21 protein-coding genes are annotated in these 25,919 nt (G+C 67.8%); 13 read left to right on the forward strand and 8 right to left on the reverse strand.

Going from position 1 to position 25,919, the window contains the following annotated elements; all coding sequences use genetic code 11:
- The first annotated feature begins 9 nt into the window (after window positions 1-9).
- From BJY17_RS06365 to BJY17_RS06385, 5 genes are all read left to right on the forward strand, one after another.
- The gene (locus BJY17_RS06365) at window positions 10-1,332 is read left to right on the forward strand and encodes an O-antigen ligase family protein (RefSeq protein ID WP_179550615.1); all 1,323 of its coding nucleotides are present in this window, start codon (window positions 10-12) and stop codon (window positions 1,330-1,332) included.
- Between the two features lie 91 nt (window positions 1,333-1,423).
- On the forward strand, window positions 1,424-2,209 hold the full coding sequence (locus BJY17_RS06370) for an NAD-dependent epimerase/dehydratase family protein (protein WP_179550616.1): 786 nt from the start codon (window positions 1,424-1,426) through the stop codon (window positions 2,207-2,209).
- On the forward strand, window positions 2,209-2,904 hold the full coding sequence (locus tag BJY17_RS06375; RefSeq protein ID WP_179550617.1) for an IspD/TarI family cytidylyltransferase: 696 nt from the start codon (window positions 2,209-2,211) through the stop codon (window positions 2,902-2,904). Before BJY17_RS06370 ends, BJY17_RS06375 begins: the two co-directional genes overlap by 1 nt.
- 54 nt (window positions 2,905-2,958) lie before the next feature.
- Window positions 2,959-4,860: a glycosyltransferase family 2 protein gene (locus BJY17_RS06380; RefSeq protein ID WP_179550618.1), complete on the forward strand. Its 1,902-nt coding sequence runs from the start codon at window positions 2,959-2,961 to the stop codon at window positions 4,858-4,860.
- Window positions 4,853-6,385, forward strand: coding sequence for a glycosyltransferase family 2 protein (locus BJY17_RS06385; protein WP_179550619.1), 1,533 nt, complete (start codon window positions 4,853-4,855; stop codon window positions 6,383-6,385). The genes BJY17_RS06380 and BJY17_RS06385 overlap by 8 nt, the downstream gene beginning before the upstream one ends.
- 81 nt (window positions 6,386-6,466) lie before the next feature.
- Here the strand turns inward: BJY17_RS06385 and BJY17_RS06390 are convergent, their stop codons facing one another.
- The 5 genes from BJY17_RS06390 to BJY17_RS06410 all read right to left on the reverse strand — a co-directional run bounded on the left by BJY17_RS06390 (window position 6,467) and on the right by BJY17_RS06410 (window position 12,758).
- Window positions 6,467-6,739: a hypothetical protein gene (locus BJY17_RS06390; protein WP_179550620.1), complete on the reverse strand. Its 273-nt coding sequence runs from the start codon at window positions 6,737-6,739 to the stop codon at window positions 6,467-6,469.
- Window positions 6,739-8,280, reverse strand: a complete 1,542-nt coding sequence (locus BJY17_RS06395) for a methyltransferase domain-containing protein (protein ID WP_179550621.1) — start codon at window positions 8,278-8,280, stop codon at window positions 6,739-6,741. Before BJY17_RS06395 ends, BJY17_RS06390 begins: the two co-directional genes overlap by 1 nt.
- Window positions 8,277-9,023 (reverse strand): ABC transporter ATP-binding protein, encoded by a 747-nt coding sequence (locus BJY17_RS06400; protein WP_179550622.1) that lies wholly within the window; start codon window positions 9,021-9,023, stop codon window positions 8,277-8,279. The genes BJY17_RS06395 and BJY17_RS06400 overlap by 4 nt, the downstream gene beginning before the upstream one ends.
- Complete coding sequence (locus tag BJY17_RS06405; protein WP_179550623.1) at window positions 9,020-9,889, reverse strand: ABC transporter permease; 870 nt, start codon at window positions 9,887-9,889, stop codon at window positions 9,020-9,022. The genes BJY17_RS06400 and BJY17_RS06405 overlap by 4 nt, the downstream gene beginning before the upstream one ends.
- 85 nt (window positions 9,890-9,974) lie before the next feature.
- Window positions 9,975-12,758, reverse strand: a complete 2,784-nt coding sequence (locus BJY17_RS06410; RefSeq protein WP_179550624.1) for a hypothetical protein — start codon at window positions 12,756-12,758, stop codon at window positions 9,975-9,977.
- A 211-nt stretch (window positions 12,759-12,969) separates the two neighbouring features.
- Between BJY17_RS06410 and glf the strand changes: the two genes are divergently transcribed.
- Both glf and BJY17_RS06420 read left to right on the forward strand, forming a co-directional pair.
- Window positions 12,970-14,127: a UDP-galactopyranose mutase gene (gene glf, locus BJY17_RS06415; protein WP_246303670.1), complete on the forward strand. Its 1,158-nt coding sequence runs from the start codon at window positions 12,970-12,972 to the stop codon at window positions 14,125-14,127.
- Between the two features lie 51 nt (window positions 14,128-14,178).
- Window positions 14,179-16,080, forward strand: coding sequence for a glycosyltransferase (locus BJY17_RS06420; RefSeq protein WP_179550626.1), 1,902 nt, complete (start codon window positions 14,179-14,181; stop codon window positions 16,078-16,080).
- A 3-nt stretch (window positions 16,081-16,083) separates the two neighbouring features.
- Here the strand turns inward: BJY17_RS06420 and BJY17_RS06425 are convergent, their stop codons facing one another.
- Window positions 16,084-16,980: a glycosyltransferase family 2 protein gene (locus BJY17_RS06425; RefSeq protein ID WP_179550627.1), complete on the reverse strand. Its 897-nt coding sequence runs from the start codon at window positions 16,978-16,980 to the stop codon at window positions 16,084-16,086.
- Window positions 16,981-17,048: 68 nt separating this feature from the next.
- Between BJY17_RS06425 and BJY17_RS06430 the strand changes: the two genes are divergently transcribed.
- Both BJY17_RS06430 and BJY17_RS06435 read left to right on the forward strand, forming a co-directional pair.
- Window positions 17,049-17,780, forward strand: coding sequence for a glycosyltransferase family 2 protein (locus tag BJY17_RS06430; RefSeq protein WP_179550628.1), 732 nt, complete (start codon window positions 17,049-17,051; stop codon window positions 17,778-17,780).
- Window positions 17,777-18,175 (forward strand): DUF2304 domain-containing protein, encoded by a 399-nt coding sequence (locus tag BJY17_RS06435; protein WP_179550629.1) that lies wholly within the window; start codon window positions 17,777-17,779, stop codon window positions 18,173-18,175. Before BJY17_RS06430 ends, BJY17_RS06435 begins: the two co-directional genes overlap by 4 nt.
- A gap of 115 nt (window positions 18,176-18,290) precedes the next feature.
- Here BJY17_RS06435 and BJY17_RS06440 read toward each other — a convergent pair whose 3' ends face one another.
- Entirely contained in the window at window positions 18,291-19,055 is a 765-nt protein-coding gene (locus tag BJY17_RS06440; RefSeq protein WP_179550630.1) for a glycosyltransferase, read from the reverse strand.
- 49 nt (window positions 19,056-19,104) lie between these two features.
- Window positions 19,105-20,382, reverse strand: coding sequence for a hypothetical protein (locus tag BJY17_RS06445; protein ID WP_179550631.1), 1,278 nt, complete (start codon window positions 20,380-20,382; stop codon window positions 19,105-19,107).
- Between the two features lie 243 nt (window positions 20,383-20,625).
- Between BJY17_RS06445 and rfbA the strand changes: the two genes are divergently transcribed.
- The 4 genes from rfbA to BJY17_RS06465 are packed head-to-tail and all read left to right on the forward strand — an operon-like array spanning window position 20,626 to window position 25,909.
- Complete coding sequence (gene rfbA / locus BJY17_RS06450; RefSeq protein WP_179550632.1) at window positions 20,626-21,498, forward strand: glucose-1-phosphate thymidylyltransferase RfbA; 873 nt, start codon at window positions 20,626-20,628, stop codon at window positions 21,496-21,498.
- A complete protein-coding gene (gene rfbB / locus BJY17_RS06455) occupies window positions 21,495-22,493 on the forward strand; it encodes a dTDP-glucose 4,6-dehydratase (RefSeq protein WP_179550633.1) in 999 nt (332 codons plus the stop codon). The genes rfbA and rfbB overlap by 4 nt, the downstream gene beginning before the upstream one ends.
- Complete coding sequence (locus tag BJY17_RS06460; protein ID WP_376865801.1) at window positions 22,493-23,908, forward strand: sugar nucleotide-binding protein; 1,416 nt, start codon at window positions 22,493-22,495, stop codon at window positions 23,906-23,908. The genes rfbB and BJY17_RS06460 overlap by 1 nt, the downstream gene beginning before the upstream one ends.
- A 3-nt stretch (window positions 23,909-23,911) precedes the next feature.
- Complete coding sequence (locus tag BJY17_RS06465; protein WP_179550635.1) at window positions 23,912-25,909, forward strand: DUF7657 domain-containing protein; 1,998 nt, start codon at window positions 23,912-23,914, stop codon at window positions 25,907-25,909.
- The last annotated feature ends 10 nt before the right edge of the window (window positions 25,910-25,919 follow it).

Consider the following 25,919-nt stretch of genomic DNA (forward strand, 5'->3'; position numbering starts at 1 on the left):
CGACCGCCGATGAGCCTGCCCGGAGCCGGCCGCGATCGCAACGACGGCACGTCGGGCGCATCCGGCGCATCGCCGCTGAGCATCGCGCTGCGCGGGTTCGTCGGCTCGGCCCGGTTCGCCCAGGCGCTCACGCTGACCGCCGTGGGCCTCTCCTTCTCGACGCATGCCGTGCGCAGCATCATCGGCACACCGGGCCTCCTCGCCGCGATCGCCGGGCTCCTCGTGCTCTGCGCCGCCTCCCTCGTGGCGCGCTGGCGCGCCGTGGAATGGTACGGCATCCTCCCGCTCTCGATCCTCGTGTTCATCGGGTGGTGCACGGCGTCGATCCTGTGGAGCAGCCTGCCCGCACTGGCATCCGTCGCCCGCGTCGGCTACCTCGTGGCCTTCGCGTTCATCGGCGTCTACATCGCCCTGATGCGCGACACCATCCAGATCGTGCGCGCGTTCGGCGACGTCCTGCGGGCGCTCCTCGGCGTCTCGATCGTGCTCGAGGTGCTCTCGGGCATCATCTTCGACATCCCCATCCGCGTGCTCGGCATCCAGGGCGGCATCGCGGGGCTCGGACCGATCCAGGGCATCTTCGGATCGCGCAACATGCTCGGGTTCGTCGCGCTCATCGCGCTGCTCACGTTCCTCGTCGAATGGCGCATGAAGATCGTGCAGCGCACTCGCGCCATCCTCTCGCTGACGCTCGCCGGGCTGTGCCTGGTCCTCTCGGGATCGCCGACGACTTGGTTCGCCCTCGGCGCCGCCCTCCTGGCGCTGGCCGCGCTCTACGGCCTGCGGAAGGCGTCCGCGCCCACGCGGTGGCGCTGGCAGATCGCCCTGCTCGCCACCGGCGTCGTGACGATCGTCGCAGCGTGGATCTTCCGCATCCGCATCATCGAACTCCTCGACGCGCGCAGCGAGTTCGACGTTCGCCTCGATGTCTGGCGCGAGCTGTCGCGATACCTGAACCTCAACCCGCTGCAGGGCTGGGGATGGGTGGGCCCCTGGCCGGATGCCCCGCCGTACACGTGGATCGAACTCGCCACGGGCCGCGCTCACGGCACCGCACTGAACGCATACATCGACGTCTACTTCCAGGTCGGCGTGATCGGCGCGCTGCTCTTCATCGCATTGCTCGGAGTCGCCCTCGTTCGCGCCTGGCTGCTCGCCTCGACGCGGCGCAGCGTCGTCTACGTGTGGCCGGCGCTCATGCTCGTCGCGATCACGGTGACCTCGTTCGCCGAGAGCTTCGCGCTCTTCGAGGGCGGTTGGATGCTGCTCGTCGTGTGCGCGGTCAAGGCGGCGCGCGACATGAGCTGGCGCGACGCCCTCCGGCGCGAGTGAACCCGACAGGCGCCTCCGCCCGAATCCGAGCGGGCCGTGAAGCCGTGTCCACTACACTCCTTCTGTCAGCACCCCTCTAGGAAAGGCAGATGTGCGAACCGCCCTCATCGGCTACACCGGCTTCGTCGGAACCAACCTCGCCGCCCGTCACGAGTTCGACGCCGTCTACAACACCCGGAACATCGCCGAGATCGCGAACGAGTCGTTCGATCTGGTCGTGAGCGCCGGCAATCGTGCGGACTCCCACCGGATCAACCGCCACGGAGCTGAGGATCTCGCCGAGATCGACGCGCTCGCCGACCGCCTCGACTCGGTGCGCATCGGCAAGCTCGTGCTCGTCTCGACCGTCTGCGTGTACCCCGGCGGCTCGGCGCCGACCGAGTCGACGCCGTTGAGCCCCGCGGACCTCACTCCCTACGGCGCCAACCGCCTCCATCAGGAGCAGCGCCTCTCCGCTGCGCACGACACCCTCGTGGTTCGGCTCCCGCAGCTGTACGGAGACGGCCTGAAGAAGGGCATCGTCTACGATCTCGCGAACGACTACCGGGTCGAGCACATCCGGCCCGATGCCGAGTTCCAGTACTACGACGCCCGACGTCTCTGGAACGACATCGGCGTCGCGCTCGAGGCGGGCATCGAGTCGTTGAACCTGGCCACCCCGCCGCTCCGCGCCGACACCGTCGCGCTCGAGGGATTCGGCGTCGACGTGTCGCAGAACGACCCCGGACCGGCCGACCCGTTCGCCGCGATGTACAGCCGCGACATGCGCACGGAGCACGCCGGGCTGTTCGGCGCATCCGGAGACTACCTGCTCGACGCGGCCGCCGAACTCGACGGCATCCGCGAATTCGCCCGATCGATCCGAGAGGCGGTCTGATGTACGAGGGACACAAGGTTTCGGCGATCGTCACGTGCGCCGGCAAGGGCACCCGATTCGGCTCGAACAAGCTGCTCGTCGAACTCGACGGGATGACGATCATCGAACGCACCGTCCGGTCGATGATGGTGCCGATCATCGACGAGGTCATCGTCACCGTGAGCCCCGAGCACGAGGCCGAGTACCGGCGGATCCTCGTCGAGGAGGGCGGGCTCGAGGTCACGTTCGTGCACGGCGGCGCCGAGCGCCATCTCTCGGCGATGAACGGCCTCGAAGCCACCACGGGCGACATCGTGATCACCCACGACGGCGTCAGGCCGTTCGCCACGGCGGAGCTCATCGAGCGTGTCGTCTCGGCGACGGTCGAGCACGGCGCCGCCATGCTCGGCATGCCGAGCACGGTGCAGGTCAAGCTCGTCAGCGACGACGGCTTCATCGAGGGGTCGCTCGACCGATCGCACTCCTGGCTCGGCCAGACGCCGCAGGGCTTCAAGCGCGAGCTCCTCGATCACGCCTACCGACAGGCCGTCGAGACCGAGTACTCACGTGTGAGCGACGACGCCGACCTCGTCGCCGAGTTCGCAGGAACCTCGGTGCGGATCGTCGAGGGGCACGTGAACAACATCAAGATCACGACCCCGCAGGACCTCGGCACTGCTCGGCTCATCGTCGAGCACCTCGTCGAAGACGAGTAGCAGCGCTTCTCCCCCTCGCTCAGCACTGCTGACCGTCACAGAAAGACCCGCCACATGCTCAAGGTCAGCGTCGTCGTTGCGACGTACTCCTCCGGTCCCGGCCTCGACAAGCTGGTGGCCTCCCTCGACGGGCAGACGATGCCCGCCGACGAATTCGAGGTCATCTTCGTCGACGACGGATCGCCCGACGGCACGGTCGAGCGACTGCAGCGCATCGCCGCCACCAGGCCCAACGTGCGGGTCGAGCGCATCGAGAACTCCGGCTGGGCCTCGCGGCCCCGGAACGTCGGCACCGACCTCGCCGTCGGCGAGTACGTCCTGTACATGGATCACGACGACGAGCTCTACCCCGACGCACTCCGGGGCGCCTTCGAATTCGCACGGCGAGCCGGCGCCGACGTCCTGAACGGCAAGGAGGCCCGAACGCACGACCCCGGTTGGGCCCTCGACACCTATCGCGACGACCGCGAGCAGGACCTCGGGCGTGACGACGCTCACCCGTTGATCCCGATGAACCCGCACAAGCTCTACCGCGCGGAGTTCCTGCGCGAACACGGCATCCGCTTCCCCGAGGGCCGCCGGGTCTTCTGGGAGGACGCGTTCTTCAACATCGAGGTCGCGGCCCATGCGACGACGATCTCGACGCTGACCTCCGTGCCGTTCTACCACTGGGTGCAGACCGACGGCAGCGGATCCACGACGTTCAAGCGATCCGACCCGGCGTGGTGGGACTATCTCGAGCGTGTCCTCGAGTCGGCCGACCAGCACCTCGGCCGCGACTCGCTGCAGGCGCGGCAACTGCGGCTTCACCAGTACCGGAGCAGGATTCTCAGCTCCTTCGTTCCCGCGCACGGCAAGCGACCCGCTGAGGAACGCGCACTGGTCGAGGAACGCGCACGCGCCCTGCAGACGCGGTTCATGGACGAGGCCGACGATGCTGCGCTGGATGCGGGCGCGCTCGCGACCGCACGTGCCCTCCGCTCCGGCGACCCGGAACTGCTCGCGAAGATCTCGACGACCGCGGGCACCGATCGATTCGGCGCAGCGGAGCTCATCTCGCTCCGCTGGGACGACGGCGCCCTCGTGCTCGCCGCAACGTCGTCGTCCGTGCAGCGGCTGCCCGGTGGCGGAACGTTCCGCGTCGACGGCGAGCGCGTGCTCGCGGCACCCGTCGAGGCGATCGGTCCGCTCGGCTCGGCAGACGAGTTCGACGTGAGCGACGAACTCGCTGCGACATCCGCTGCGTTCGCGGTGCGGGGTCGGCGATCACGACTCGCCTGGCTCGTCCCCAGCGAGACATCCCACCGCACGGTCTCGCCCCTGGCCGACGGCCTCGAAGCCCGTTTCTCCCTCCGCGCCGACGGTCGTCTCGACGTCGCCTCCGCGGCGGCCGGTGCACCCCTCGACGATCAGGTGTGGGACGTGTTCCTGCGTGTGAACCGCGCCGGTCGAGTGCAGCAGCCTCGGGTGCGAACGACCTCCCCGGCCGTCGCCGCGCTGCTCGACGGCCGCCCGGCGGTCGCCTATGCGAACCGCGACGGCAACCTCAGCATCGACCTCGGCGGTCACGTGACGTCGTTGTTCGACGGATCGGCTCCCGGTCCCGTGATCTCGGCCGAGCGTCACGAGGGCGGCATGCGCGTCACCCTCGAACTGCCCGACGTCGCGGTGAGCGGCACCGGCACCGGCGACGGCTGGGTCGAACTCGCGTACCGCCGGGACGGAGTCCGGTCCAAGCTCGTTGGCGGGCTCCGCCGAGTCCTGCGTCGCGAACACCCCGCGACCCGGTTCCCGGTGCGCTACGCATCGGCCGAGAACGGTGCCCGAGCGACGATCGAACTGCCGCCGGAGGCCGGCCGCTATCGATGGTTGCCGTCGAGTCGGTCTCCCGAACTCGCCCCATGGAACCTCATCGTCGGTGACGGAACGGCACGCCTTGCGAGCGACCGTGGCTGAGCAGACCTCGGGTGGGGCGGCATCGCCCTCCGTCACCGTCGTCGTCCCGACCTATCGCTCGGGCGCGGGGCTCGAGCGGCTCCTCGCATCCCTGCGCGCACAGACCCTGCCATCCGAGCGGTTCGAGGTGCTCATCGTCGACGACGGCTCGCCCGAAGCCGACGCCGCATGGATCAGCGAACTCGTCGCGCGCGAGCCGAACGCCCGATTCCACCGGATCGAGCACTCCGGCTGGCCGAGCCGCCCACGCAACGTCGGCATCGAGCTCGCAGCCGGCGAGTTCATCCTCTTCGCCGATCACGACGACGAGCTGTATCCGACGTCGCTGGCGTCGGCACTCGAGACCCTCGAGCGCACCGGTGCCGACGTCTTCGCCGGCAAGGAGGCCCGAACCGACCAGGCCAAGTGGGGCCTCGACGTCTTCGACGGCAACTACGACGACGCCGGCGTCCGCGAGGACGTCCACCCGCTCGTCCCGACGAACCCGCACAAGCTCTACCGCGCCTCGGTTCTGCGCGAACACGCGATCCGCTTCCCGGAAGGCGATCGCCAGTTGTGGGAGGACGTCCACTTCAACGTCGATGTCGCACGACGCACCTCCCGAGTCGCCATCCGTTCTGACGAGCCGTTCTACCACTGGGTACGCGACGGCCGCACGACGTCGACGAGTTTCGGCGAGAACGCCGAGGAATGGTGGACCGCGCTCGGCAGCGTCGTCGAACACATCGCCACCGCCCTCGACCGGCCCGAGGACCGACGGCAACGCCGGCTGCTCCTCGCGCTGCAGTTCCGAGATCGAGTGCTGCCCGCTGTCGGACCGGCGATGCTGCGCCGCTCTGCCGAGGACCGCGCGCTGACACTGTCGCACGCGGCACGACTCGTCACGGAGTTCGGCGACCCCGACATCCTGGGCACGCTGCCGAACCACCTCGCTGCCCGCGCGCACCTCCTCCGAATCGGGCGCCCCGATCTCGTCGAATCGCTCGCCGCCTTCGACGACGGCATCGTCGGCATCGGCTTCGCTCGATCCGTCGCCATCGAGGACTCGATCATCACCCTTCGGACCTCGACCACGTGGATGGCGCACCGGGGCGGCTTCCTCGATCTCGTGGTCGACGACGGCCGGGTCCGCCGGGCGTTGACGCCCGAGCTCGAGCGCGTGCTCGGTCCGGAGCTCATCTCCCTCGACGGGGATCTCGCCGCGGCATCGAGCCAGGTGGGTCTGCGCTCACGCGACACCGCGATGACCTGGCTCGTGCCGACCGAGACGGTGGTGAAGGTGAGCGATGATCCCGGCTATCCCGACGTCACGGCGACCTCGGTGGCACGCATCGATCCGGCGACGCTGCGACACGGGCAGCCGATGGCTGACGGGTATTGGGACTTCAACGTTCGGAACGTGCTGTTCGGCGTGGTGAACCATCGAGCGCTTCGAGCGGTCCGAGTGGGCGGCCGGGCTCAAGGGGCACGCGATCTCCGCGTCTACCAGAACCGCCATGGCAACCTGAGTCTCCAGGTCCGCTGAGGTCCGCCGCCGCGTCTGCGTCGGCGGGCCCCAGGTGCTGGGGCCAGACGTCGGCCGCCCGCATCGGTCGCCCGAGCGGGTTCAGTCGTTCTGCGCGTTCGTCGGCAGCGGCTGGGCCCGCAGCGGCATGTCGTCCCGAAGGCGTGCGAAGACGAGATCGTAGAGTTCGACGACACGGCGATTGTCACGACGGACTTCGTTGAGTTCGGCGCGAAGCTCTCGCACTTCTTCCTCGTATGCGATCACTCGCGCGAGCATCGTCTCATCGGACGCGTTGACCCTCGCGAGCATCCGCAGGTTCTTGTAGGCGCTGGGCATCGTTCGGGCGGCGAAGCGCTCGATGTACTTCTTCATCAACGGTCTCCATTGTCGGTCGTGGACGTCCGGGTCGAACGGACGAAGAACTCCACCTGGTCTCGGCGACCTCGCTGCGTCTCCTGCCGACCGTTCGAGACGAACTCGACGCTCAACGCATGCTTGGAGAGCTCGTCCTCGAACCACTCCTCCGGGTAGTGCCAGCTGGTCGGATCCCCGCGCTCGTACCAGGCCGGAAGGTCGGTGTAGGTGGTGCCCCAGGCGACGGCGCCACCGCGCAGCACGAGCTCGAGGAACTCGAACAGCGCCTGACGGTTGGCCAGAGTCAGCCCGTGGATCACGTCGGCAATGCGCACATGCCAGACCTCACCGGTCGCGAGCATGCTGGCACCGAGTGCGAACAGCGCGTGGCGGTCGTTCACATTCGTGTAGGCGAACGTCGCACCGGGCACGGCGTTCTTCGAGGCGATCGAGAGCGCCTCGTGACTGAAATCGATCCCCATCACGCGTCGCCCGGTCGAGGCGATCAGGTTCGTGGACTCGCCGGTACCGCAGCCGAGGTCGAGCACCGCGGCGCCGTCGGGCAGCGCCTCGGCCCACGCGACGACACCCGCCTCGTCGGGCGCCTTCGGCTGGACGCCGTCGAGGGAGAGATAGCGCTTCTCCCAGTAGACACGAGCCCGGTTGTACACCCCGAAGTTGTTCTCGAAGCGTCGCCGGGTCCATTGCGAGGTGTTGAAGACGAACGAGGGATCGGGCACGAGCCAGTTCGGCCCGTACGCGTACTCGAGCCACGCTTCCGGTCGCTTCGGGGCGGGCAGCGTGACTCCGTCGACCTCCACCCGCTGCACAGGCAGGAGGTCGGCGGGCGTGACCTCGGGTCCCCGCAGCGCGAACGGCTGGCAGTACAGACCGTCGCGGAAGTAGCCGGTGAAGATGTCGACGTAGTGCTCGACATGCCCCTGGTCGTCGAAGAAGTCGATCTCGAGGTGCGTCAGGCTGTGCCGCACCACCGTCATGCCGGCGCGAGCGAGCGCACTCTCCATGCGATAGCTGTCGAGGGCGATATCGGCGGGGTGCGAATGCTTGCTCAGGAAGGCGAGGTCGATGTCGTCGTCATGGGGCAGCAGCCCTCCGGTGCGCATGTAACCGAGAAGGCTCCCGCCGACGATGTAGACGTCGAACGCCTCGCGCTCGAGCAGCGCCACGAGCGAGCGAGCGTTCTCGAGAAGTCGTTCGCGCAGTTCGACGTTGCCGCCCTCGAAGACCGGGCCGAGGCGCTGCCACTTGTTCATCGCGAGCGGCCGCCCGGCTGCGTCGCGGAGCTCGATGCGACGTTCGGACCGTCCGAACCGCAGTTCGGTGGTGACGAGCTCCTCGCTGTTCGCGGAGTCCCGGATGCTCACCTCGGTTCGGCCGTCGAAGTACGAACGCATCGTCTTCGGCCAGACCAACCGGCCCTCGGGGATGTCGTCGGTGCCGACGGACCAGACACGGCGTCCGTCGAACAGCACGTCGATCGTTCCGACCCCCTCGAGCAGCGCGGGATCGATGCGAAGTACTCGCTTGGATGAGCTCATTTGGCGTTCATGGCCTCGACGGCTTCGACGATCGGGCCGTCGAAGACCTTGCGCCCCTTGCGGATGACCACACCGCGCTCGCAGAGTTCTTGGACCATCCCCATGTTGTGACTGACGATGAGCATCGTCTTGCCCGCCTGCGCGAGTTCGTGGATCTTCTCGGTGCACTTCTGGCGGAACGGGGCGTCGCCGACGGAGAGGATCTCATCGACGAGCAGCACATCGAGCTCGACGTGGATCGCGACCGAGAACGCGAGGCGAAGGAACATACCCGATGAGTAGTGCTTCACCTCCTGGTCGATGAACTCGCCGATCTCGGAGAAGGCGACGATGTCGTCGAAGCGTTCATCGATCTCGGACTTGTTCATGCCGAGGATCGCTGCGTTGAGATAGACGTTCTCGCGACCGGAGAGATCGGGGTGGAAGCCAGCGCCGACCTCGATGAGTCCGGCGACCCTGCCGCGGGTGAGGACTCGACCCGAGTCGGGTTCGAGCACGCCCGAGACGAGCTTGAGGAGGGTCGACTTCCCGGAACCGTTGTAGCCGAGCAGCGCGACGCTCTCGCCTTCGGCGACGGTGAAGCTCACCTCGTCGAGTGCGTGGAACGGGGTCGATCCGACCTTCTTGCGCTTGACCCAGGAGACGAACGCCTCCTTCAGGGAATGCGTGTGCCTGATCTGGAATGTCTTGCGCACGCCCTCGACGATGATGCTGGGGCGATGCTGCGTGATGATCTCGCTCATAGGTCTTGTGCGAAGCTCCGTTCGAACCGGCGGAAGACGAGCTGCCCGATGATGATCAGGACCACGCCGATCCCGACCGAGGTGAGGATGTCGGTGCCGATGCTCGGCGCGAGCGTGTCGGCGAAGTCCGCCGCGCTGGTGGTCGGCGCCCAGAATGCGAAGTGGAACAGCTCGACGGACGTGGTCAGCGGGTTCAGCATGTAGAGCCGGAACGCCCACTCGGGGAGCGACGCCTGCACCATCGTGATCGTGTACAGCACCGGAGAGGCCCAGGTCGAGAGCATCCGGATGATCTCCACGAAGTTCTGCGCATCGCGATACCGGACGTTCAGCGCCCCGAAGAACAGTCCGAGGCCGAGGCTCATCATCAGCACGATGAGGAGGCCCAGCAGGAATGCGCCGAGGGTGAGGAGGGTCGGAGTCCAGCCCAGCAGGATGCACGCGAGCAGGAGGATCGCGACCTGGGGCAGGAAGTGGATGAACGCGATGATGATCGACGCGATCGGGAACAGCTCGCGCGGCAGGTAGATCTTGCGCACCAGGGCACGGTTGTCGACGATGGAACTCGTCGCATTGCCGAACGCCTCGTTGAACAGGTTGATGGCGACGACGCCGGCGAAGAGGTAGACCGCGAAGTTCTCGACGTCGCGGTGGAACTGCAGCACCACGCCCATCACGAAGTAGTAGATGAAGAACTGCGCGGCGGGCTTCACATACGACCACGTCCAGCCGAGGACGGAGTTGCGATAACGCGTCGCGGTTCCCTTGCGGATCAGGAGCCGGAGCAGATAGCCGTGGCCCAGAACGTCGAGGATGCCGCGACCGCGCCCGGGGGTGACGAACCCCGTCAGGTCGCCAGATGTCATGTGGGTTGTCTCCAAATCAAAAGGGCTCCCGTCAGTCCGAAGCCCCACGGCATACTAGCCGAGAAATCTGCGCGACCGTCGTGCGTCAGCCGCGCGGAAGCCCCGCGATGGTGCGCGAGTCGAGCACCAGGACGCTCGCACCGGCGGGCGGCGCCGAGGTGCCGACGGCGACGAGCTTTCCGGCCGCCGGGCGGTAGACCGCACCGGTCGAAGCATCCTTGAGGTAGAGGTCGCGCACGATCTCGCTGCCGCTGATGCTCAGCGCCGCACACGATTCGGGCCGCAACGCCGTCAGCGGGAAGCCGGCGATGAGCGCGGGCGCAACCGGGCGCAGCACGCCGGCGGACGCGACGTAGCTCCGGTCGGCGCACTGGACGAAGACGCCGAGTGCCGGCGACTCCGAGCCGAGCAGCGCCGGTTCAGCAGGGTGAACGATCGAATAGCGGCCGGCGACGCCGAGATCCGCCGCAACACCCCAGTTCGGCAGGGCGTGCTTCGCCGAGCCGTCGACGAACACGACCGCGTTCGAATTCGATGCGCGGATGAGCGTGCCCGGAGCGGGAGCCGCCCCGCGAGGCGGGAGCACCGCGAGCGTGTCAGCGGCAACGGGCAGCGGCGCGGGTGCTGCGCCGGCGTTCGCTTCGCGCATCGCCGCCGCTCCGATGGGCGCGAACCCGCCCGCGACCGCCACTCGGTAGCTGCCGCCGGAGGAGAGGAAGAGGGGCGTCATGATGGGTGAACCCGCGGTCGGGATCGTCGCGCAGATCGAGGGATGGAGCCGCGTGAACGCGTTGCCCGCGAGCGCGACCTGGCTGACGACCCGCATGCTGCCGCCAGTGACGGCGTAGACGTTGCTGGGACCGCACTTCGCGTACGTGCCGAGCGGAGCGACCGCACGCGTGTAGCCCTCGCGGGCGTCTGCGGCGACCGGGCTCAGGGTGCGCGGCTGACGGTACTCGGTGGCGAGCGACCATCGTGGCAGGTGGACGAGTTCCCACCCGTTGACCAGGAACACCTCGGGCGCGTCCGGGAACGTGACGAACCTACCGATCGGCATCGCGGCGGCCCCCTTCGGATACCGCTGCAGCGTCGAGGAGGACACGCCGATGATCGCGGGGCTCGTTCCGTTGTTCTGGGCGGTCAACTGGGCGGGCGAGGTGATGTGACGGAGGGTGCCCTCGTGCATGACGTAGACCTCCGGCGCCCCCTTCGCCTGCAGGAAGAGCTGGCCGGTGACCACGGCCGCCGACTTCGGAAGCAGGGCGCAGGTCTCGTTCTCGAGCTGCATGACGGGGAGCCCACCGGTGTCGCCGCTCGCGATCCTCATGAGCCTGCCGCTGGCCGCCGAGTACACGGTCGTGCCGCAACTGGCGAGCAGGCCGACCTCACCGGCTCGTGAGTATCCCGAGAGCACGTCGTCGGACACCGTGGTGTAGGTCCTTGCGATTCCGTACTCCGCAGCGAACGTCCAATCCGGAAGGTGGTACGTGCGACTCCGCCCGTCGACGTACAGCACCTCGCTCGAGGTCGCCGACTTCACGAACGAGTTCGGGGCGGCGAGCGTGCGACCGTTCGCATAGCGGGCGAGCACGGCCGGTTGCATCCGCGCTTCGTACGGCTTCGCGCCGCCGTTGAACGCGGTCGACGCCGAACCGACGAGGGTGAACGCCGTCGCGCCCTCGATCATGCGCGTCGCGCCCGACGCGTCCTTGGCGAACTTGGTCATCGGACCACCGACCCTGAACCGCGTGAAGATGTCGTCGGTGATCGTCAGGTATCCGTCGCCGCATCCGTCGCCCCACATCGCGACGAGCGCGCACGAGGAGAACCGGTGCGTCGCCCCGTCCTGGATGAGGGCGATCTCCCCCGTGCGCGCGTTCTTGACGAACAGCGATGCGACGCGCCCCGTGGGCATCGAATCGAGGAACGCCTGGCTCACGAGCTGTCGGGGTCCGAGCACGGCGAGGAACTCGGCGTAGTCGGCACCGAGCACATGGTGCTTCACGCCGGCGGAGAGCAGGAACACCTCGGTCCCGGTCTCGGCCCGTACCAGCGTGCTGGGCGCCCCCTTCGTGCTGCCGAACCAGTCGGTGTACATCCGCCAGAAGTTGCGATTGCCGTAGGCCGAGCATCCGTCGCCGGTGCCGTAGAGGTTCGCGAGCGCGGCGGCGTTCGGACGGTACGGCGTGTAGAGGTAGAGACCGGCCGTCGCCTGGTTCTGGATGAAGACGCGCGACGAGCCGCACGCGGCATTCGGATTCCAGGCGATCGTGTTCCACTGCCCGGCGACGTAGCCCCGCCCGTCCGGACGAGCCCGGTACTTCTTGAACTGCCAGGACGCGTGATAGACCTGATTGAAGAACCCGTAGTAGGTCGTGTCGCAGTCGGCCGTGTCCGGGCATCCGTAGCCGGTCGCCGATCGGTACTGTCGTGCCGTCGGCCACGTGTCGCTCACGAGGCCCTGCTCCTTCTCGAGCAGCACGAGCAGCACCTTCGGGCTGATCCCGCATGCCGTCGACACCCGCACGATGATCGAGGCGGCCGTCTCGGACGTGCGGCCCGTGATCGCTGCGCACCCCTCACTGCGGGCGGGCTGAGACGTCGTGTTCTGGCGGAAGTCCTTCAGGCAGACGTAGCCCGCGCGACAGCTCGGCACCTTCGCCACGAGGAACGCCTGCACCTGCGCGACCGACATCGTGCCCGGCGCGTAGAAGATCTCGTCGCTCATGATGTTGCCCGGGTCGAACTGGCGTGCGTCCGCAGCGACCGCGGCTTCGGGCGCGGAACCCAGCGCCAGCGGCAACGCGACGAGCGCACTCGTCGCGATCGCTGCCGCCGTCAGAACGCCGCACAGTCTTTGCCAACGCATCGACCGACCCCCGTCTTCTTGCTGTCCACCCACAGCATCGACTCCATTCGACCCCAAGGGAATCGACTGCGTCAATGCTAGGGAGCGTTGCCGGCGACGGTGGGAGAACACGCTGGCCGCGGTCGAGGTCGCTGGCCCCAGCACGTCCGCGGGTACAATCGAGGGTCGGCCGCCCCTGGCCCGGCACATGCCTACCGAACGGAGAATCGCCTTGGCGAAAGATGTCGATCTGGTGGTGGTCGGATCCGGCTTCTTCGGACTCACGATCGCCGAACGCTGCGCGACCGAGCTCGGCAAGCGGGTTCTCGTGATCGACCGACGCGACCACATCGGCGGCAACGCCTACAGCGAGATCGACCCCGAGACGGGCATCGAGGTCCACCGATACGGAGCGCACCTCTTCCACACCTCCAATCCGCGGGTGTGGGAGTACGTCAACCGATTCACCGAGTTCACGTCGTACGTGCACAAGGTGTACACGACGCACCGCGGCGAGGTGTTCCCGTTGCCCATCAACCTGGGCACGATCAACCAGTTCTTCCGATCCGCACACGGACCCGACGCCGCGCGAGCGCTCGTCGCCTCCCAGGCCTCGGAGATCGAAGCCGGCGACGCGAAGAACCTCGAGGAGAAGGCGGTCTCGCTCATCGGGCGGCCGCTCTACGAGGCGTTCATCCGCGACTACACGGCCAAGCAGTGGCAGACGCCCCCGCGGGAGCTTCCCGCGGAGATCATCTCCCGGCTCCCCGTGCGCTACACGTACGACAACCGGTACTTCAACGACGACCACGAAGGGCTCCCGGTCGACGGGTACACGGCGTGGCTCGAACGCATGGCCGACCACCCGTTGATCGAGGTCCGGCTCTCGACCGACTTCTTCGACGAGTCCCAGCCGATCAACAAGCGCGCGCTCGCAGGCACCGTCCCGATCGTCTACACCGGTCCGATCGACCGGTACTTCGACTACTCGGAGGGCGAGCTCGCATGGCGCACGCTCGACTTCGAGCGAGAGGTGCTGCCCGTCGGCGATTTCCAGGGAACCTCGGTCATGAACTACGCCGACCCCGACGCGCCGTTCACGCGCATCCACGAGTTCCGGCATTTCCACCCCGAACGCGACTACCCGGTCGACAAGACGATCGTCATGCGCGAGTTCTCCCGCTTCGCCGAACGGTCCGACGAGCCCTACTACCCGGTCAACACCCCGAGCGACCGGGAGAAGCTCCTCGCCTATCGCGAACTCGCCAAGTCCGAGCCCGATGTGCTGTTCGGAGGCCGACTCGGCACGTACCAGTACCTCGACATGCACATGGCGATCGGCGCGGCGCTGTCGATGTTCGACAATCGACTGAGGCCGTCGTTCAGCTGACCCCTGGTTCGTCGCTCGGCGAGCCCGCCCACCGAGAGCCCTAAGGAATCCATGACTCCGCACCCCGTCGTGCTGCAGCGCGTGATCTTCCCCGAACACGGAGACCCGCAGGCGCTCCCCCTCTACCTCGACACCGCGTCGGGCACGGGGACCAGGAAGTCCTCGCACAGCGGGCTGGCCTGGCTTCGAGGGCGCCGCGGAGTCGAGCTCCCCGCATTCGAGTCGGTCTCACTGGCCGCGTACTTCAACGCCTTCCCTGCCAGCTACTGGGCGCGTTGGACGACGCTCACGGGCACTCGCCTGCGCATCGAGACCGAGGGCGCCGGGCGGATCATCGTCTTCCGTTCGAATGCACGAGGCGTGATCCAGCGTCTCGACGGCGTCGAGGTCGACGGGCCCGCCACGACCGAGTTCGAGCTGCCCTTCAACTCCTACCTCGACGGCGGATGGCTCTGGTTCGACCTCATCGCCGCCGACCGTCCCCTCTCCGTCGTGCAGGCGGACTGGCTCGCCCTCGACGGAGAGTCGGTCGACAGCGGCGGCACGGCGACCGTGTCGATCACGACGCTCAATCGAGGCGACTACTGCACGAAGCTCCTCGCCGAGATCGGCGGCGACGCCGACACGATGGCCCTCATCGACCGCGTGCAGGTCGTCGATCAGGGCAGCGAGCGCATCGTCGAGAACCCCGGCTACGCGCTCGCGACGCAACGGCTCGGCGAGCGTCTTCGCGTCATCGAGCAGGCCAACCTCGGAGGCTCGGGCGGGTTCTCGCGCGGCATGCTCGAGACCGTCGAGGCCGGCGAGTCCGACTACGTGATCCTCCTCGACGACGACGTGGAGATCGAGCCCGAGAGCCTGCGACGGGCGATCGTCTTCGCGAATCACTGCGTCTCGCCCACCATCGTCGGCGGTCACATGTTCGACATGTACGACAAGTCGAAGCTCCACGCCTACGCCGAGGGGGTCGAGCCCCAGACGTTCAACTGGGGTGCGCTCACGCCGTCCCGGCACGATCTCGCGGAGTCGAACCTCCGCCAGACCCCGTGGCTGCACCGCCGCTTCGACGTCGACTACAACGGCTGGTGGATGTCGCTCATCCCCGTGTCGATCATCAAGGAGATCGGGTTGTCGATCCCGGTCTTCATCAAGTGGGATGACGCGGAGTACTCCCTGCGCGCCAGGGACCACGGGTATGCGACCGTGAGCCTTCCCGGCGCCGCCGTGTGGCACGTCTCATGGGTCGACAAAGACGACTCCCATGACTGGCAGGCGTTCTTCCACGCACGCAACCGACTCGTCGCCGCGCTCCTCCATTCACCGGCCCGCAACGGCGGCAAGCTGTGGCGCGAGAACTTCGCGCTCGATGTGAAGAACCTCTTCACCATGGACTACTACACCGTCGCGATGCGCCATGCAGCCCTGCGAAACGTGTTCGAGGGTCCGGCCCAGTTGCACACCGACATGGTCGACCGGTTGCCGCGCGTGCGCGCGCTCGGTGCGGACTTCCGCGAGTCCACGCTCATCCGCGACTCCAGCCGATTGCCGCTCCTGCCGGCTCGTGCCGTCGAGGTGACGCCCGGACGCGCCGACCCTCGGCCCCGCGGTCCCCGCCTCCTCACCTGGTCGCTGCGGACCGCGTGGCGCCACGCCTTCAGCCGGCCCGCGGCGGACGCGGGAGTGCGCCCTGCCGCGCACCTGCCGTATCAGGACGCCCGGTGGTTCGAGGTGCCGAACCACGACAGCGTGCTCATCAGCAACGCCGAGGGCTCGGGAGTCACGTGGCACGTCCGCGATCCCAAGCTGTTCCGTCGGTACCTCAGGGATTCGCTGCGGCTGAACCTTCGATCGCGCAGACAGTGGAGCACGCTCGCAGCGCGGTATCGAGCCGATCTCGGCTCGATCACGTCGGCCGAGGCATGGTCGCGGTCGCTCGAGCTCGACGGCGACTGAGGCTCAGCCGGCGCCGAGGCCGCCGAAGGTGTGACGTGCGAGACTCCTGAAGCCCTCGCCGTCACGGGCGAGCACGGCTTTCGGGAGGTCTGCGGCTGCGTGCAGGCGCGAACTCAGGTGCACGCGCGCCGCACGCGCCGCACGATGCCAGCCCAGCGCATCCATGTCGCGCGCCGCCTCCCGGAACACCTGTCGTTCCTCGGCGAACTTCGAACCGTCGGGACCGGTCACCGCGGAGACGCTACCGCCGTGCCGTCGGTATCGGAAGACGATCTCGTCGTCCGCAACGAGAAGGCCCCCGTCCTTCGCGAACTCGAGATGCATGACGAGATCCTGCACGACGTTGAGATCGGCGCGGAACTCATACCGCTTCAGCCGCTCGACGTCCCAGACGATCGAGGGGAAGTAGAGCCAGTTCGCCTGCAAGAGGCTCTTCGCCATCTGCTCGCCTTCGAGCGTCCGCATCCCGGTGCCGCGAGGGGCGTACAGCGCCTTCACCCGATCCGCGAGCGGACGGTGCACGGCGCCATCGGCATCGATGACCTCGACCCCGGGCTGGATCATCGCGGCGTCGGGGAACGCCGTCGCGATCTGCCGGACGCGCCCGACGAAACCGGGGAGCATGACGTCGTCGCATCCCATGATCACCGCGCGTCGCTCGCGCATCAACGACACCGCCTTGTGGAAGTTCCCGCTGACCCCGAGGTTGATGTCGTTGCGCAGGTAGGTGACGCGTGCGTCGGCGATCGCCGCCGCCCATGCTCCGGCGCTGGGGTCGGGGTACACGTCATCGATGATCGTCAGACGCCAGTCCGGGTCGGACTGAGCGAGCACGCTCTCGACCGCGAGCTTGAAGTGATCGATACGACCGTAGAACGGCATCATGATGTCGAGGGTCACCGATCCATGATCCCACGGCGGCTCGTTCGCAGAGCACGCGCGGGCGTCGTTGATATGCTCGATTCATCATGAATGACTCTCTCGACCGCGTACTGGTCATCGTTCCGGCGTGGAATGAACAGGCCAATGTCGGCAACACAGTTCGGGAGATCCGAGAACGTTCGGCGGGGCTCGACATCGTCGTGGTCGACGACGGCTCGACCGACGACACCGCCCGCGTCGCGCGCGACGCCGGCGCCACCGTCATCCCGCTTCCCATCAACCTCGGGGTCGGAGGAGCGATGCGCGCGGGCTTCACCTACGCGCAGCGCCACGGCTACGACGCGGCGATCCAGGTCGATGCCGACGGACAGCACGATCCCGCTGAGATCCGCCACGTGCTGGACGGCCTCGAACACGCGGACATCTCCATCGGCGCTCGATTCGCCGACAAGGGCGCGTACGAGGTGCGGGGCCCGCGACGGTGGGCGATGCTCTTCCTCGCCGGCGTGATGACGAACGTCGCCGGCACCCGACTCACCGACGTCACCTCGGGATTCCGCGCCGCCAACCACAAGGCGATCGAGCAGTACGTGCGCTACTACCCCGCCGAGTACCTCGGCGACACCGTCGACTCGCTCGTCGCAGCGGTGCACGCCGGCCTCACGGTCACCCAGGTTCCCGTCGCGATGCGACCGAGAGCCCACGGCAACCCCAGCCAGAACCCGATGGGTGCGACGGTCTACCTGCTGCGATCGGTCTTCGCGCTCGGGCTGGCACTCATGAGACCCAGGAAGACTACACGAGGAACCACGACATGATCGTCACCTTCGGGATCGCATTGGCGGTCATCCTGCTCACCATCGTCATCTCGATGCTGCTCCGTCGCAAGCTGCGGGAGAAGTACGCGATCCTCTGGATCGTCATCGGCGTCGCGGTGCTCATCCTCGGCCTCTTCCCGCAGTTGCTCGAGTGGCTCACCGGCGCACTCGGCGTGCAGGTGCCCTCGAACCTCCTCTTCTCGCTCGCGATCGTCCTCCTCCTCGGCGTGAGCCTCCACCTCTCGTGGGAGATCTCGCAGGCCGAGGACGAGATCAGACGAGTCGCGGAAGAGACCGCCATCCTCAATGCCGAGGTGGATCGGCTCTCACGTCGGATCGATCAGCTCACGCCGTCGTCGCGCGACGAGCCCGATCTGCCGACGAACCCCGAGTAGCGTCCGCACTGATCGTCATTCGGCGCCGGCGCGGCGTGGGCGCTGCCGACCCGTTCGGCGATCGGTGCTCGGTGCTCCGACCCTCGGCTCGGAGCGATTGCGGCCCCGACCGGACCTACGCGCGTCGCCGCTGACGGTTCCGTCGCCGTGTCGCCGTGCCGACAGCGCGCAGCAGCATGATCCGCGAACGGATCACCGCCCCAACACCGCGCGGCTTCGCCGGAGACGCGTTCGAGTCGTGCAGCCGCCGCAGGATCGTGACGTCCTCGACATGACGCATCGTCCGATTCACGTTCGCCGAGACAGCGATCCAGAGATCATGCGATTCCACGAGGTACTCGGGAAACGGGAGTGCGACGTCGCGGAACTCACTGCGAATCGCCATCGCGCACCCGTAGTACGGTGCGTCGCCGATGAGCACGCGGACCACGTTCCGAACCGACTTGCTCGAGTCGCTGGCGCGCAGCCGCCATTCCCGACCGGTGAGCGGCGAGGTGAGGGGCTCTCGCGATGGGAAGAGTGCGAGATTCGACGCCGCCACGGATCCGGACTCCAGCGCCGCCGCGAGCGCGTCGACCCTCCCCTCCGCCCAGACGTCATCCTGATCCGAGAACATGATCAGTGCGCCCTGCGCGATCGAGATCGCCTGCTGGAACGCGAGCACGTAGCCGACGTTCTTCTCGAGCTGCACGAAGCGGATGCGAGCATCGTCGATCGCGCGCACGAGTTCGACGGTGCGGTCGCGGCTCGCGTCGTCGACGACGACGAGTTCGTCCTCGGCCGCGAGCTGCGGCAGGATCGACTCGATCTGCTCCACCACGTACCGCTCGCCGTTGTAAGTGGCCATGCAGACGCTCACGGTGGGACGTCGGCTGGTCATGTACCGATCATAACTTGGACGTGACGACGGTCTCGGGCACTCGCGCGGGTCACCCGACCCGCCCGACCTCGGCCGGCGGGGTCGCCCCGTCCGCTGCCGTCCCGCCCGGCTTGATGCCGAACACGTGGATGGCGATCCCGACGATCGGAGCAGCCAGGAGCGCGACGATGGTTCGGGTCATCGGATCGAGGGGCAGGAGGAGCGCTGCGATCGTGACCACGGCGGCTCCGACCCATCCGGCGATGTACGGCGCGTGGCGCCCCTCGCTCAAGACCGCAGGTCCCGTCAGGCAGAGGATCGCGACGAGACCGCCGCTCACCATGACGGCTGCGGCGACGTACGGCTCGACGCTGTAGCGACCGCTGGACAGGAGCTCGACGAGCCAGGGCCCCCACAGCCATGCGGCCAGGGCGAGGAGCGCGGTGACGAGCGCGGTCAGGACCGCGTACTTGACGAGCCTGGGCCGGACCCGCTTGCCTGCGTCGCGGAAGTCGACGATGAGGAAGCTCTGCAGCGCCATGAGCGGGATGATCAACGGAGCGCGCGTGAGCGTGATCGTGAGCACGAGTCCCGCGAGGGATTCGGCGGGGAACGTCGGCATCAGCGTGCGGAGGAGCATCGGCAGCCCGGTGACCATGATTCCGGTCGCTGCCGCGGCCGTGACGGTGCCGAGGGCGTTCACGCTCAGGCGGGCCGCGGGAACGTCGAGACGGTAGTTGCCGACGACCTCTCTGCGGAACCCGATCCAGACGATGCCGAAGGTGAGCGCGAACGGCGCCGCGACGAGGAACGCCAGCAGCCCGGGCGGCGCGTTCAGGAGGAGCCCCAGCCCGACCGCCACACCGCGCAGGACCGCGTCGATGACCATGACGAGCGCGATCGGGCGCCAGAGCGAGAGACCGTACAGCACCCCGGACAGGACCGCAGTGAGCAGGTACCCGATCAGGCCGATGGCGAAGGCGCCGGTCATGGCCACCGGTGCCGCAGCGAATGCGACCGGCCCCAGGGCCAGCCCCACGATGACCGCGACGACGGCCAGGATCGCTGCAGCGATGAGGGTGAACGTGCGCAGTGTCGGCGTGTGAACCGGCACGTCCGAACGTCGCGTCGCGCGCGTCACCTCCTGCTGGGTTCCGCCGACCGCTGCGCTGAAGAGGTAGAGCGTCGACCAGAACACCGTGAAGGCGAGATACGACTCGGCATCGTCGAGCAGGGCGGGAGCCAGGAGCTGGATGAGGTAGCCGAACGCCCCGGCGACCGCCGTCGCCGCGAGGATCAGGATGAGCCCGCGAGACCGGCGTTCGGCCGGTCGGCGAGGCTCGTCCATCGGAGCGTCGCCCACCGGATCGGCGTTCACGAATCGCCCGCAGTCGCCCGATCCCGGCGTGCCGAGCGCTCAGCGGCGCTCCGGCTCACGAGGGCGACCCGGGTCGAGTGGACCGCGATCTGTGCGGACGCGGTCGCCTGTCCACGCCATTCGTCCACCACGTGCCCATCCTATCTGCCCCGATTCGCGGCCTCGCCGGCCCCGGTCGGTGCGATCACTCCCCACATGAGAGGATAGGTGCTCGTGAAAGGCATCATTCTCGCAGGCGGCTCGGGCACACGACTTCATCCCATCACGCTCGGAGTCTCGAAGCAGCTGATTCCCGTGTACGACAAGCCGATGGTGTACTACCCCTTGTCGACGCTCATGCTGGCCGGGATCAGCGAGATCCTCGTGATCACGACGCCGCACGACGCCCCGTTCTTCGAACGCCTGCTGGGCGACGGGTCGCAGTTCGGCATCTCCCTGACGTTCGCTCAGCAGCCTTCTCCCGACGGGCTCGCGCAGGCCTTCACGATCGGCGCCGACTTCATCGGCGACGACAAGGTCGCGCTCGTCCTCGGCGACAACCTGCTCTACGGCCCGAGCCTCGGCACGCAGCTCAAGCGCTACACCGATATCGACGGTGGTGCGGTGTTCGCCTACTGGGTCGCCGATCCGCAGGCCTACGGCGTCGTCGAGTTCGATGCCGACGGCCGCGCGGTGTCCCTCGAGGAGAAGCCGGCCGTACCCCGGAGCAACTACGCCGTTCCCGGCCTCTACTTCTACGACAACGACGTCATCGAGATCGCCCGCGGCCTGAAGCCGAGTCCTCGCGGCGAGTACGAGATCACCGACATCAACCGCGCATACCTCGAGCGGGAGAAGCTGCAGGTCGAGGTGCTCCCCCGCGGCACGGCCTGGCTCGACACCGGCACCTTCGACCAGATGACCGACGCCGCCGAGTACGTCCGCACGATCCAGCGCCGCACCGGCCTGTCGATCGGCGTCCCCGAGGAGGTCGCATGGCGGCAGGGCTTCCTCAGCGACGACGGCCTCCGCGAACGCGCCGAGAAGCTCGTGAAATCGGGTTACGGCACCTACCTGCTCGACACTCTGGAAAGGGGCCATGCATGACCCGGCTGCTCGTGACGGGAGGCGCCGGTTTCATCGGTTCCAACTTCGTCCACCACGTCATCGACCACACCGACCACGACGTGACGGTCCTCGACAAGCTGACCTACGCGGGCAACCGCGCGTCGCTCGACGGCATCCCGGCCGATCGGCTCTCCTTCGTGCACGGCGACATCACGGATGCCTCCGTGGTCGATGAACTCGTCGGCCAGGCGGATGCCGTCGTGCACTACGCGGCTGAGTCGCACAACGACAACTCGCTGCATGACCCGCGACCGTTCCTCGACACCAACATCATCGGCACCTACACGCTGCTCGAGGCGGCACGTCGACACGGCACGCGCTTCCACCACATCTCGACCGATGAGGTCTACGGCGACCTCGAGCTCGATGATCCCGAACGATTCACCGAATCGACGCCGTACAACCCTTCGTCGCCGTACTCGTCGACGAAGGCGGGCAGCGACCTCCTGGTGCGCGCCTGGGTGCGCTCGTTCGGCGTGCAGGCCACGCTCTCGAACTGCTCCAACAACTACGGCCCGTACCAGCACGTGGAGAAGTTCATCCCGCGGCAGATCACGAACGTCGTCCGCGGCATCCGACCGAAGCTGTACGGCGCCGGCGAGAACGTGCGCGACTGGATCCACGCCGACGATCACTCGTCGGCCGTGCTCACCATCCTCGAGCGGGGCGCGATCGGCGAGACGTACCTCATCGGTGCCGACGGCGAGCGCAACAACAAGCAGGTGGTCGAACTGATCCTCGAGATCATGGGGCAGCCTCGTGATGCGTACGATCACGTGACCGATCGAGCGGGCCACGACCTGCGTTACGCGATCGATTCCTCCAAGCTCCGTGCGGAGCTCGGATGGCAGCCTCGCTATGGCGATTTCGATGCCGGGCTCGCCGCGACCATCGACTGGTACCGCGAGAACGAGGCATGGTGGGCTCCCGCCAAGGACGCGACCGAGGCGTTCTACGCGTCGAAGGGGCAGTAGTGGCGGAGTTCGGAAAGCAGCTCCGCAGCATCGAAACGCCGATCCCCGGGCTGACCGTCTGGGAGCTGCCCGTGCACGGCGACAATCGCGGTTGGTTCAAGGAGAACTGGCAGCGCGAGAAGATGACCGGGCTCGGGCTCGCCGACTTCGGCCCCGTCCAGAACAACATCTCGTTCAACGACGCCGTCGGCACGACCCGGGGCATCCATGCCGAGCCATGGGACAAATGGGTCTCGATCGCCACCGGGCGCATCTTCGGCGCGTGGGTCGACCTTCGCGAGGGTCCCACGTTCGGTGCCGTGTTCACGACCGAGCTCGATCCGTCTCGGGCGATCTTCGTGCCGAGAGGCGTCGGCAACGCGTATCAGACGCTCGAACCGGACACGGCCTACACGTATCTCGTCAACGACCACTGGTCGCCCGACGCGCAGTACACCTTCCTCAACCTCGCCGACGAGACCGCCGACGTGCCCTGGCCGATCGCACTCTCCGAAGCGGAGGTGTCGGCGAAGGACCTCGCGCACCCCCGCCTCGCTGAGGTCACGCCAGTGCCTCCCCAGAAGATCCTGGTCGTCGGTGCCGGTGGGCAACTCGGCCAGGCGCTTCGCGCCGAGTTCGGCGATTCCGGTCGGATCGAATTCGCGGGACGAGCCGATCTCGACCTCACCTCGAACGATCTCGAGCACGCACGCCACTGGGGCGACTACACCGCCATCGTCAATGCGGCCGCCTACACCGCCGTCGACCTCGCCGAGACGCCCGACGGGCGTCGCGACGCCTGGGCCGCGAACGTGACCGGTGTCTCGGCGCTCGCACGTCTGGCGGCTGCCAACCGCATCACGCTCGTGCATGTCTCGAGCGACTACGTGTTCGACGGGGCGCTCGACCGCCCCTACCGCGAAGACGATCCGGTCTGCCCCCTCGGCGTGTACGGACAGACGAAGGCCGCCGGCGACGCGATCGTGTCGACCGTGCCGCGCCACTACGTCGTCCGCACGTCATGGGTCATCGGCGAGGGCAGGAACTTCGTGTCCACGATGGCCTCGCTCGCGGAGCGGGGTGTCGATCCGAAGGTCGTCTCCGACCAGGTCGGCCGACTCACGTTCACCGACGACCTCGCCCGGGGCATCCGCCATCTCCTCGAGACGCGCCCCTCGTACGGCATGTACAACCTCTCGGGATCCGGGGACCCGATGTCGTGGGCCGACGTCGCGCGACGGGTCTTCGAACTCGGCGGCCACGACCCCGCCAGAGTGTCCCCGGTCACCACCGAGGACTACTTCGCCGCCGCGACGACCCCCGTCGCACCGCGACCTCGGAACAGCGTGCTCGACCTCGCGAAGCTGGCGGAGACGGGCTTCGCGACGACGCCGGTGGAGGACTCTCTCTCGCACTATCTGGCCACGGAGCGGTAGCGGATGACTGAATCGACGCGGACCGGCGCTCCGAGCAGCTCGTTCCGGATCTGGTCGACGCGCGTGATCGTGTGGTTGAGCGTGAACGACCGCTGGGCGCATGTCGTGCTCTTCGCGGTCTTCGCAGTGCTCGTGCTCACCGGTACGACGACGTCCAACCTCACCCAGGACTACCTGCAGCAGACGGTGGGGGGCCGCGAGGGAATCCTGGGCGGCAACGCTCAGGAGATCCGCTGGGACGAGTACCTCGGCGGCACGCCCACGTTCCTGTCGATCATGTCGACGAACGGATTGCCGTCGTTCCCCCCGCTCGCCGAGCAGGCGGGCCTCGCCATGCGCTACAGCGAAGGCGGGCCGATCGGGGCGCTCGTCTTCTTCGACGGAACGCTCCTCCGCCTCTCGGGGATCATCCCCGACGCGATCCTGTTCAGCCTCCACTGGTGGTTGCCGACGATCCTGTTCCTCGCGTGCATGCCGATCTGGTTCCGTCAGCTCGGCTTCGGCAGCAGGCTCGGCTGGCTCGCCGGCCTCCTCATCGCGGCGTCGCCCGCGGTCGCGTGGTGGTCCCTCCAGCCCGTCAACGTCATGGGATTCACCCTCGCGGGTTGCGTCGCCCTGATCGCCGGGTACCGGCGGATCGCCGCGGGCCGGATCTGGCGCGCCCTGCCGTTCGGCATCCTCGCGGCGATCCTGCTCGCGGGGATTCCCTCTGCGTATCTGCTCTGGTCGCTGCTGCTCGGCGTTCCACTCCTCATCATGAGCGCTCTGCTGATCCTCATGGATCGCGAGGCGGGGGCGAAGCTCCGTTGGGGCTATCTCGTCGGGGTGGGCCTGCTCACCATCCTCCTGGTGATCGGCATGCTGGCCGATGTCCGCGATGGACTCGTGGCGATGGGGAACACGCTCTACCCGGGTGACCGCCGACTCCCCTCGACCCCGACGATCTTCGAGATGTTGTTCGGGGCTCCGTCGGCGCTCGCGGTCGATCGCGGCGCCCTGACCTCGTACGGCGGGGTCACCAACAAGAGCGAGCTCGCCGTTTCGTGGACGGTCGCGTTCGTCATGATCGCGCTGCTCGTCACGGGAGCCTTCGTGCGCCTCGTGAAGCGCGAATGGCGTCTCTGGCTGCCGGTCGGCATCCTCTTCGGTTGGGGGCTCGTGTGGCTCGCCTGGGCCTCGCTGGCATTCGGCGAGGCGAGTGCCCGGCTTCCGATCTTCAGCCAGGTGCCGTCGCAACGCGCCGCCCAGGTCGTCGGCATCATCGGCGTCCTGGTGCTCTGCCTGATGCTCTCCCGCATCCGCACGAGCACGTCGCGCGCGGCCGGCATCGCCGTGGTCGTCGCGGCGATCGGCTTGTATGCGGGTTCCCTCCTGCAGCGGTTCCTCATTCCCGACATGTCGACGACCGCGGTCTGGATCGCCGGCATCCTGTCGGGTGCGGCCGCGTTCCTCATGGTCCGTTGGGGAGACCGGGTCTGGGCGATCGCCGTCGTCGCGCTCCTCGCTGGGGCAGTTTCGGCGACGGTCAATCCGATCACGGTCGGGCTCGGCGGATACCGGGACTCGGATCCGGCGCGCTACTTCGCCGCGGCATCGGACGACGTTCGTGCAGCGGGCGAGGTCTGGGCCAGCGATTTCCGGGCCATGGATGCGATCATGCTCGCCAACGGACTGCCCTCGCTCTCGGGACCGCAGCCGTCAGGTCCGCGAGCCGAGCAGTGGGAGCGGCTCGATCCCGAGGGTTCCGCGGAGGCGGCCTGGAATCGCGGCGGCAGCCGCATCCGCATCGTCTGGACCGAGGAGCCGGGCGTCCAGATCGAATCGACGAGCTACAACGTCGTCACGATCACCGCGAACCCCTGCAGTCTTCACGAGTCGTACCCCGAGCTGACGACGGTGATGTCGCGGGACGAGCTGCCTCAGAGTTGTCTCGTCGAGCGCGACGTGATCCAGTGGAAGGACACACCGGTCCACGTCTACGAGTTCGACGACGCCGAGTGACGCGTCGCGC

The organism is Agromyces hippuratus (genome assembly GCF_013410355.1).
Classification (GTDB): domain Bacteria; phylum Actinomycetota; class Actinomycetes; order Actinomycetales; family Microbacteriaceae; genus Agromyces; species Agromyces hippuratus.

What these genes read in the sequence shown, in the direction of transcription:
- BJY17_RS06365 (WP_179550615.1), top strand. Translation starts at nt 10, where the DNA reads ATGAGCCTGCCCGGAGCCGGCCGCGATCGCAACGACGGCACGTCGGGC.
- BJY17_RS06375 (WP_179550617.1), top strand. Translation starts at nt 2,209, where the DNA reads ATGTACGAGGGACACAAGGTTTCGGCGATCGTCACGTGCGCCGGCAAG.
- BJY17_RS06380 (WP_179550618.1), top strand. Translation starts at nt 2,959, where the DNA reads ATGCTCAAGGTCAGCGTCGTCGTTGCGACGTACTCCTCCGGTCCCGGC.
- BJY17_RS06390 (WP_179550620.1), bottom strand. Translation starts at nt 6,739, where the DNA reads ATGAAGAAGTACATCGAGCGCTTCGCCGCCCGAACGATGCCCAGCGCC.
- BJY17_RS06395 (WP_179550621.1), bottom strand. Translation starts at nt 8,280, where the DNA reads ATGAGCTCATCCAAGCGAGTACTTCGCATCGATCCCGCGCTGCTCGAG.
- BJY17_RS06400 (WP_179550622.1), bottom strand. Translation starts at nt 9,023, where the DNA reads ATGAGCGAGATCATCACGCAGCATCGCCCCAGCATCATCGTCGAGGGC.
- BJY17_RS06405 (WP_179550623.1), bottom strand. Translation starts at nt 9,889, where the DNA reads ATGACATCTGGCGACCTGACGGGGTTCGTCACCCCCGGGCGCGGTCGC.
- BJY17_RS06410 (WP_179550624.1), bottom strand. Translation starts at nt 12,758, where the DNA reads ATGCGTTGGCAAAGACTGTGCGGCGTTCTGACGGCGGCAGCGATCGCG.
- BJY17_RS06420 (WP_179550626.1), top strand. Translation starts at nt 14,179, where the DNA reads ATGACTCCGCACCCCGTCGTGCTGCAGCGCGTGATCTTCCCCGAACAC.
- BJY17_RS06430 (WP_179550628.1), top strand. Translation starts at nt 17,049, where the DNA reads ATGAATGACTCTCTCGACCGCGTACTGGTCATCGTTCCGGCGTGGAAT.
- BJY17_RS06435 (WP_179550629.1), top strand. Translation starts at nt 17,777, where the DNA reads ATGATCGTCACCTTCGGGATCGCATTGGCGGTCATCCTGCTCACCATC.
- BJY17_RS06440 (WP_179550630.1), bottom strand. Translation starts at nt 19,055, where the DNA reads ATGACCAGCCGACGTCCCACCGTGAGCGTCTGCATGGCCACTTACAAC.
- BJY17_RS06445 (WP_179550631.1), bottom strand. Translation starts at nt 20,382, where the DNA reads ATGGACGAGCCTCGCCGACCGGCCGAACGCCGGTCTCGCGGGCTCATC.
- rfbB (WP_179550633.1), top strand. Translation starts at nt 21,495, where the DNA reads ATGACCCGGCTGCTCGTGACGGGAGGCGCCGGTTTCATCGGTTCCAAC.
- BJY17_RS06465 (WP_179550635.1), top strand. Translation starts at nt 23,912, where the DNA reads ATGACTGAATCGACGCGGACCGGCGCTCCGAGCAGCTCGTTCCGGATC.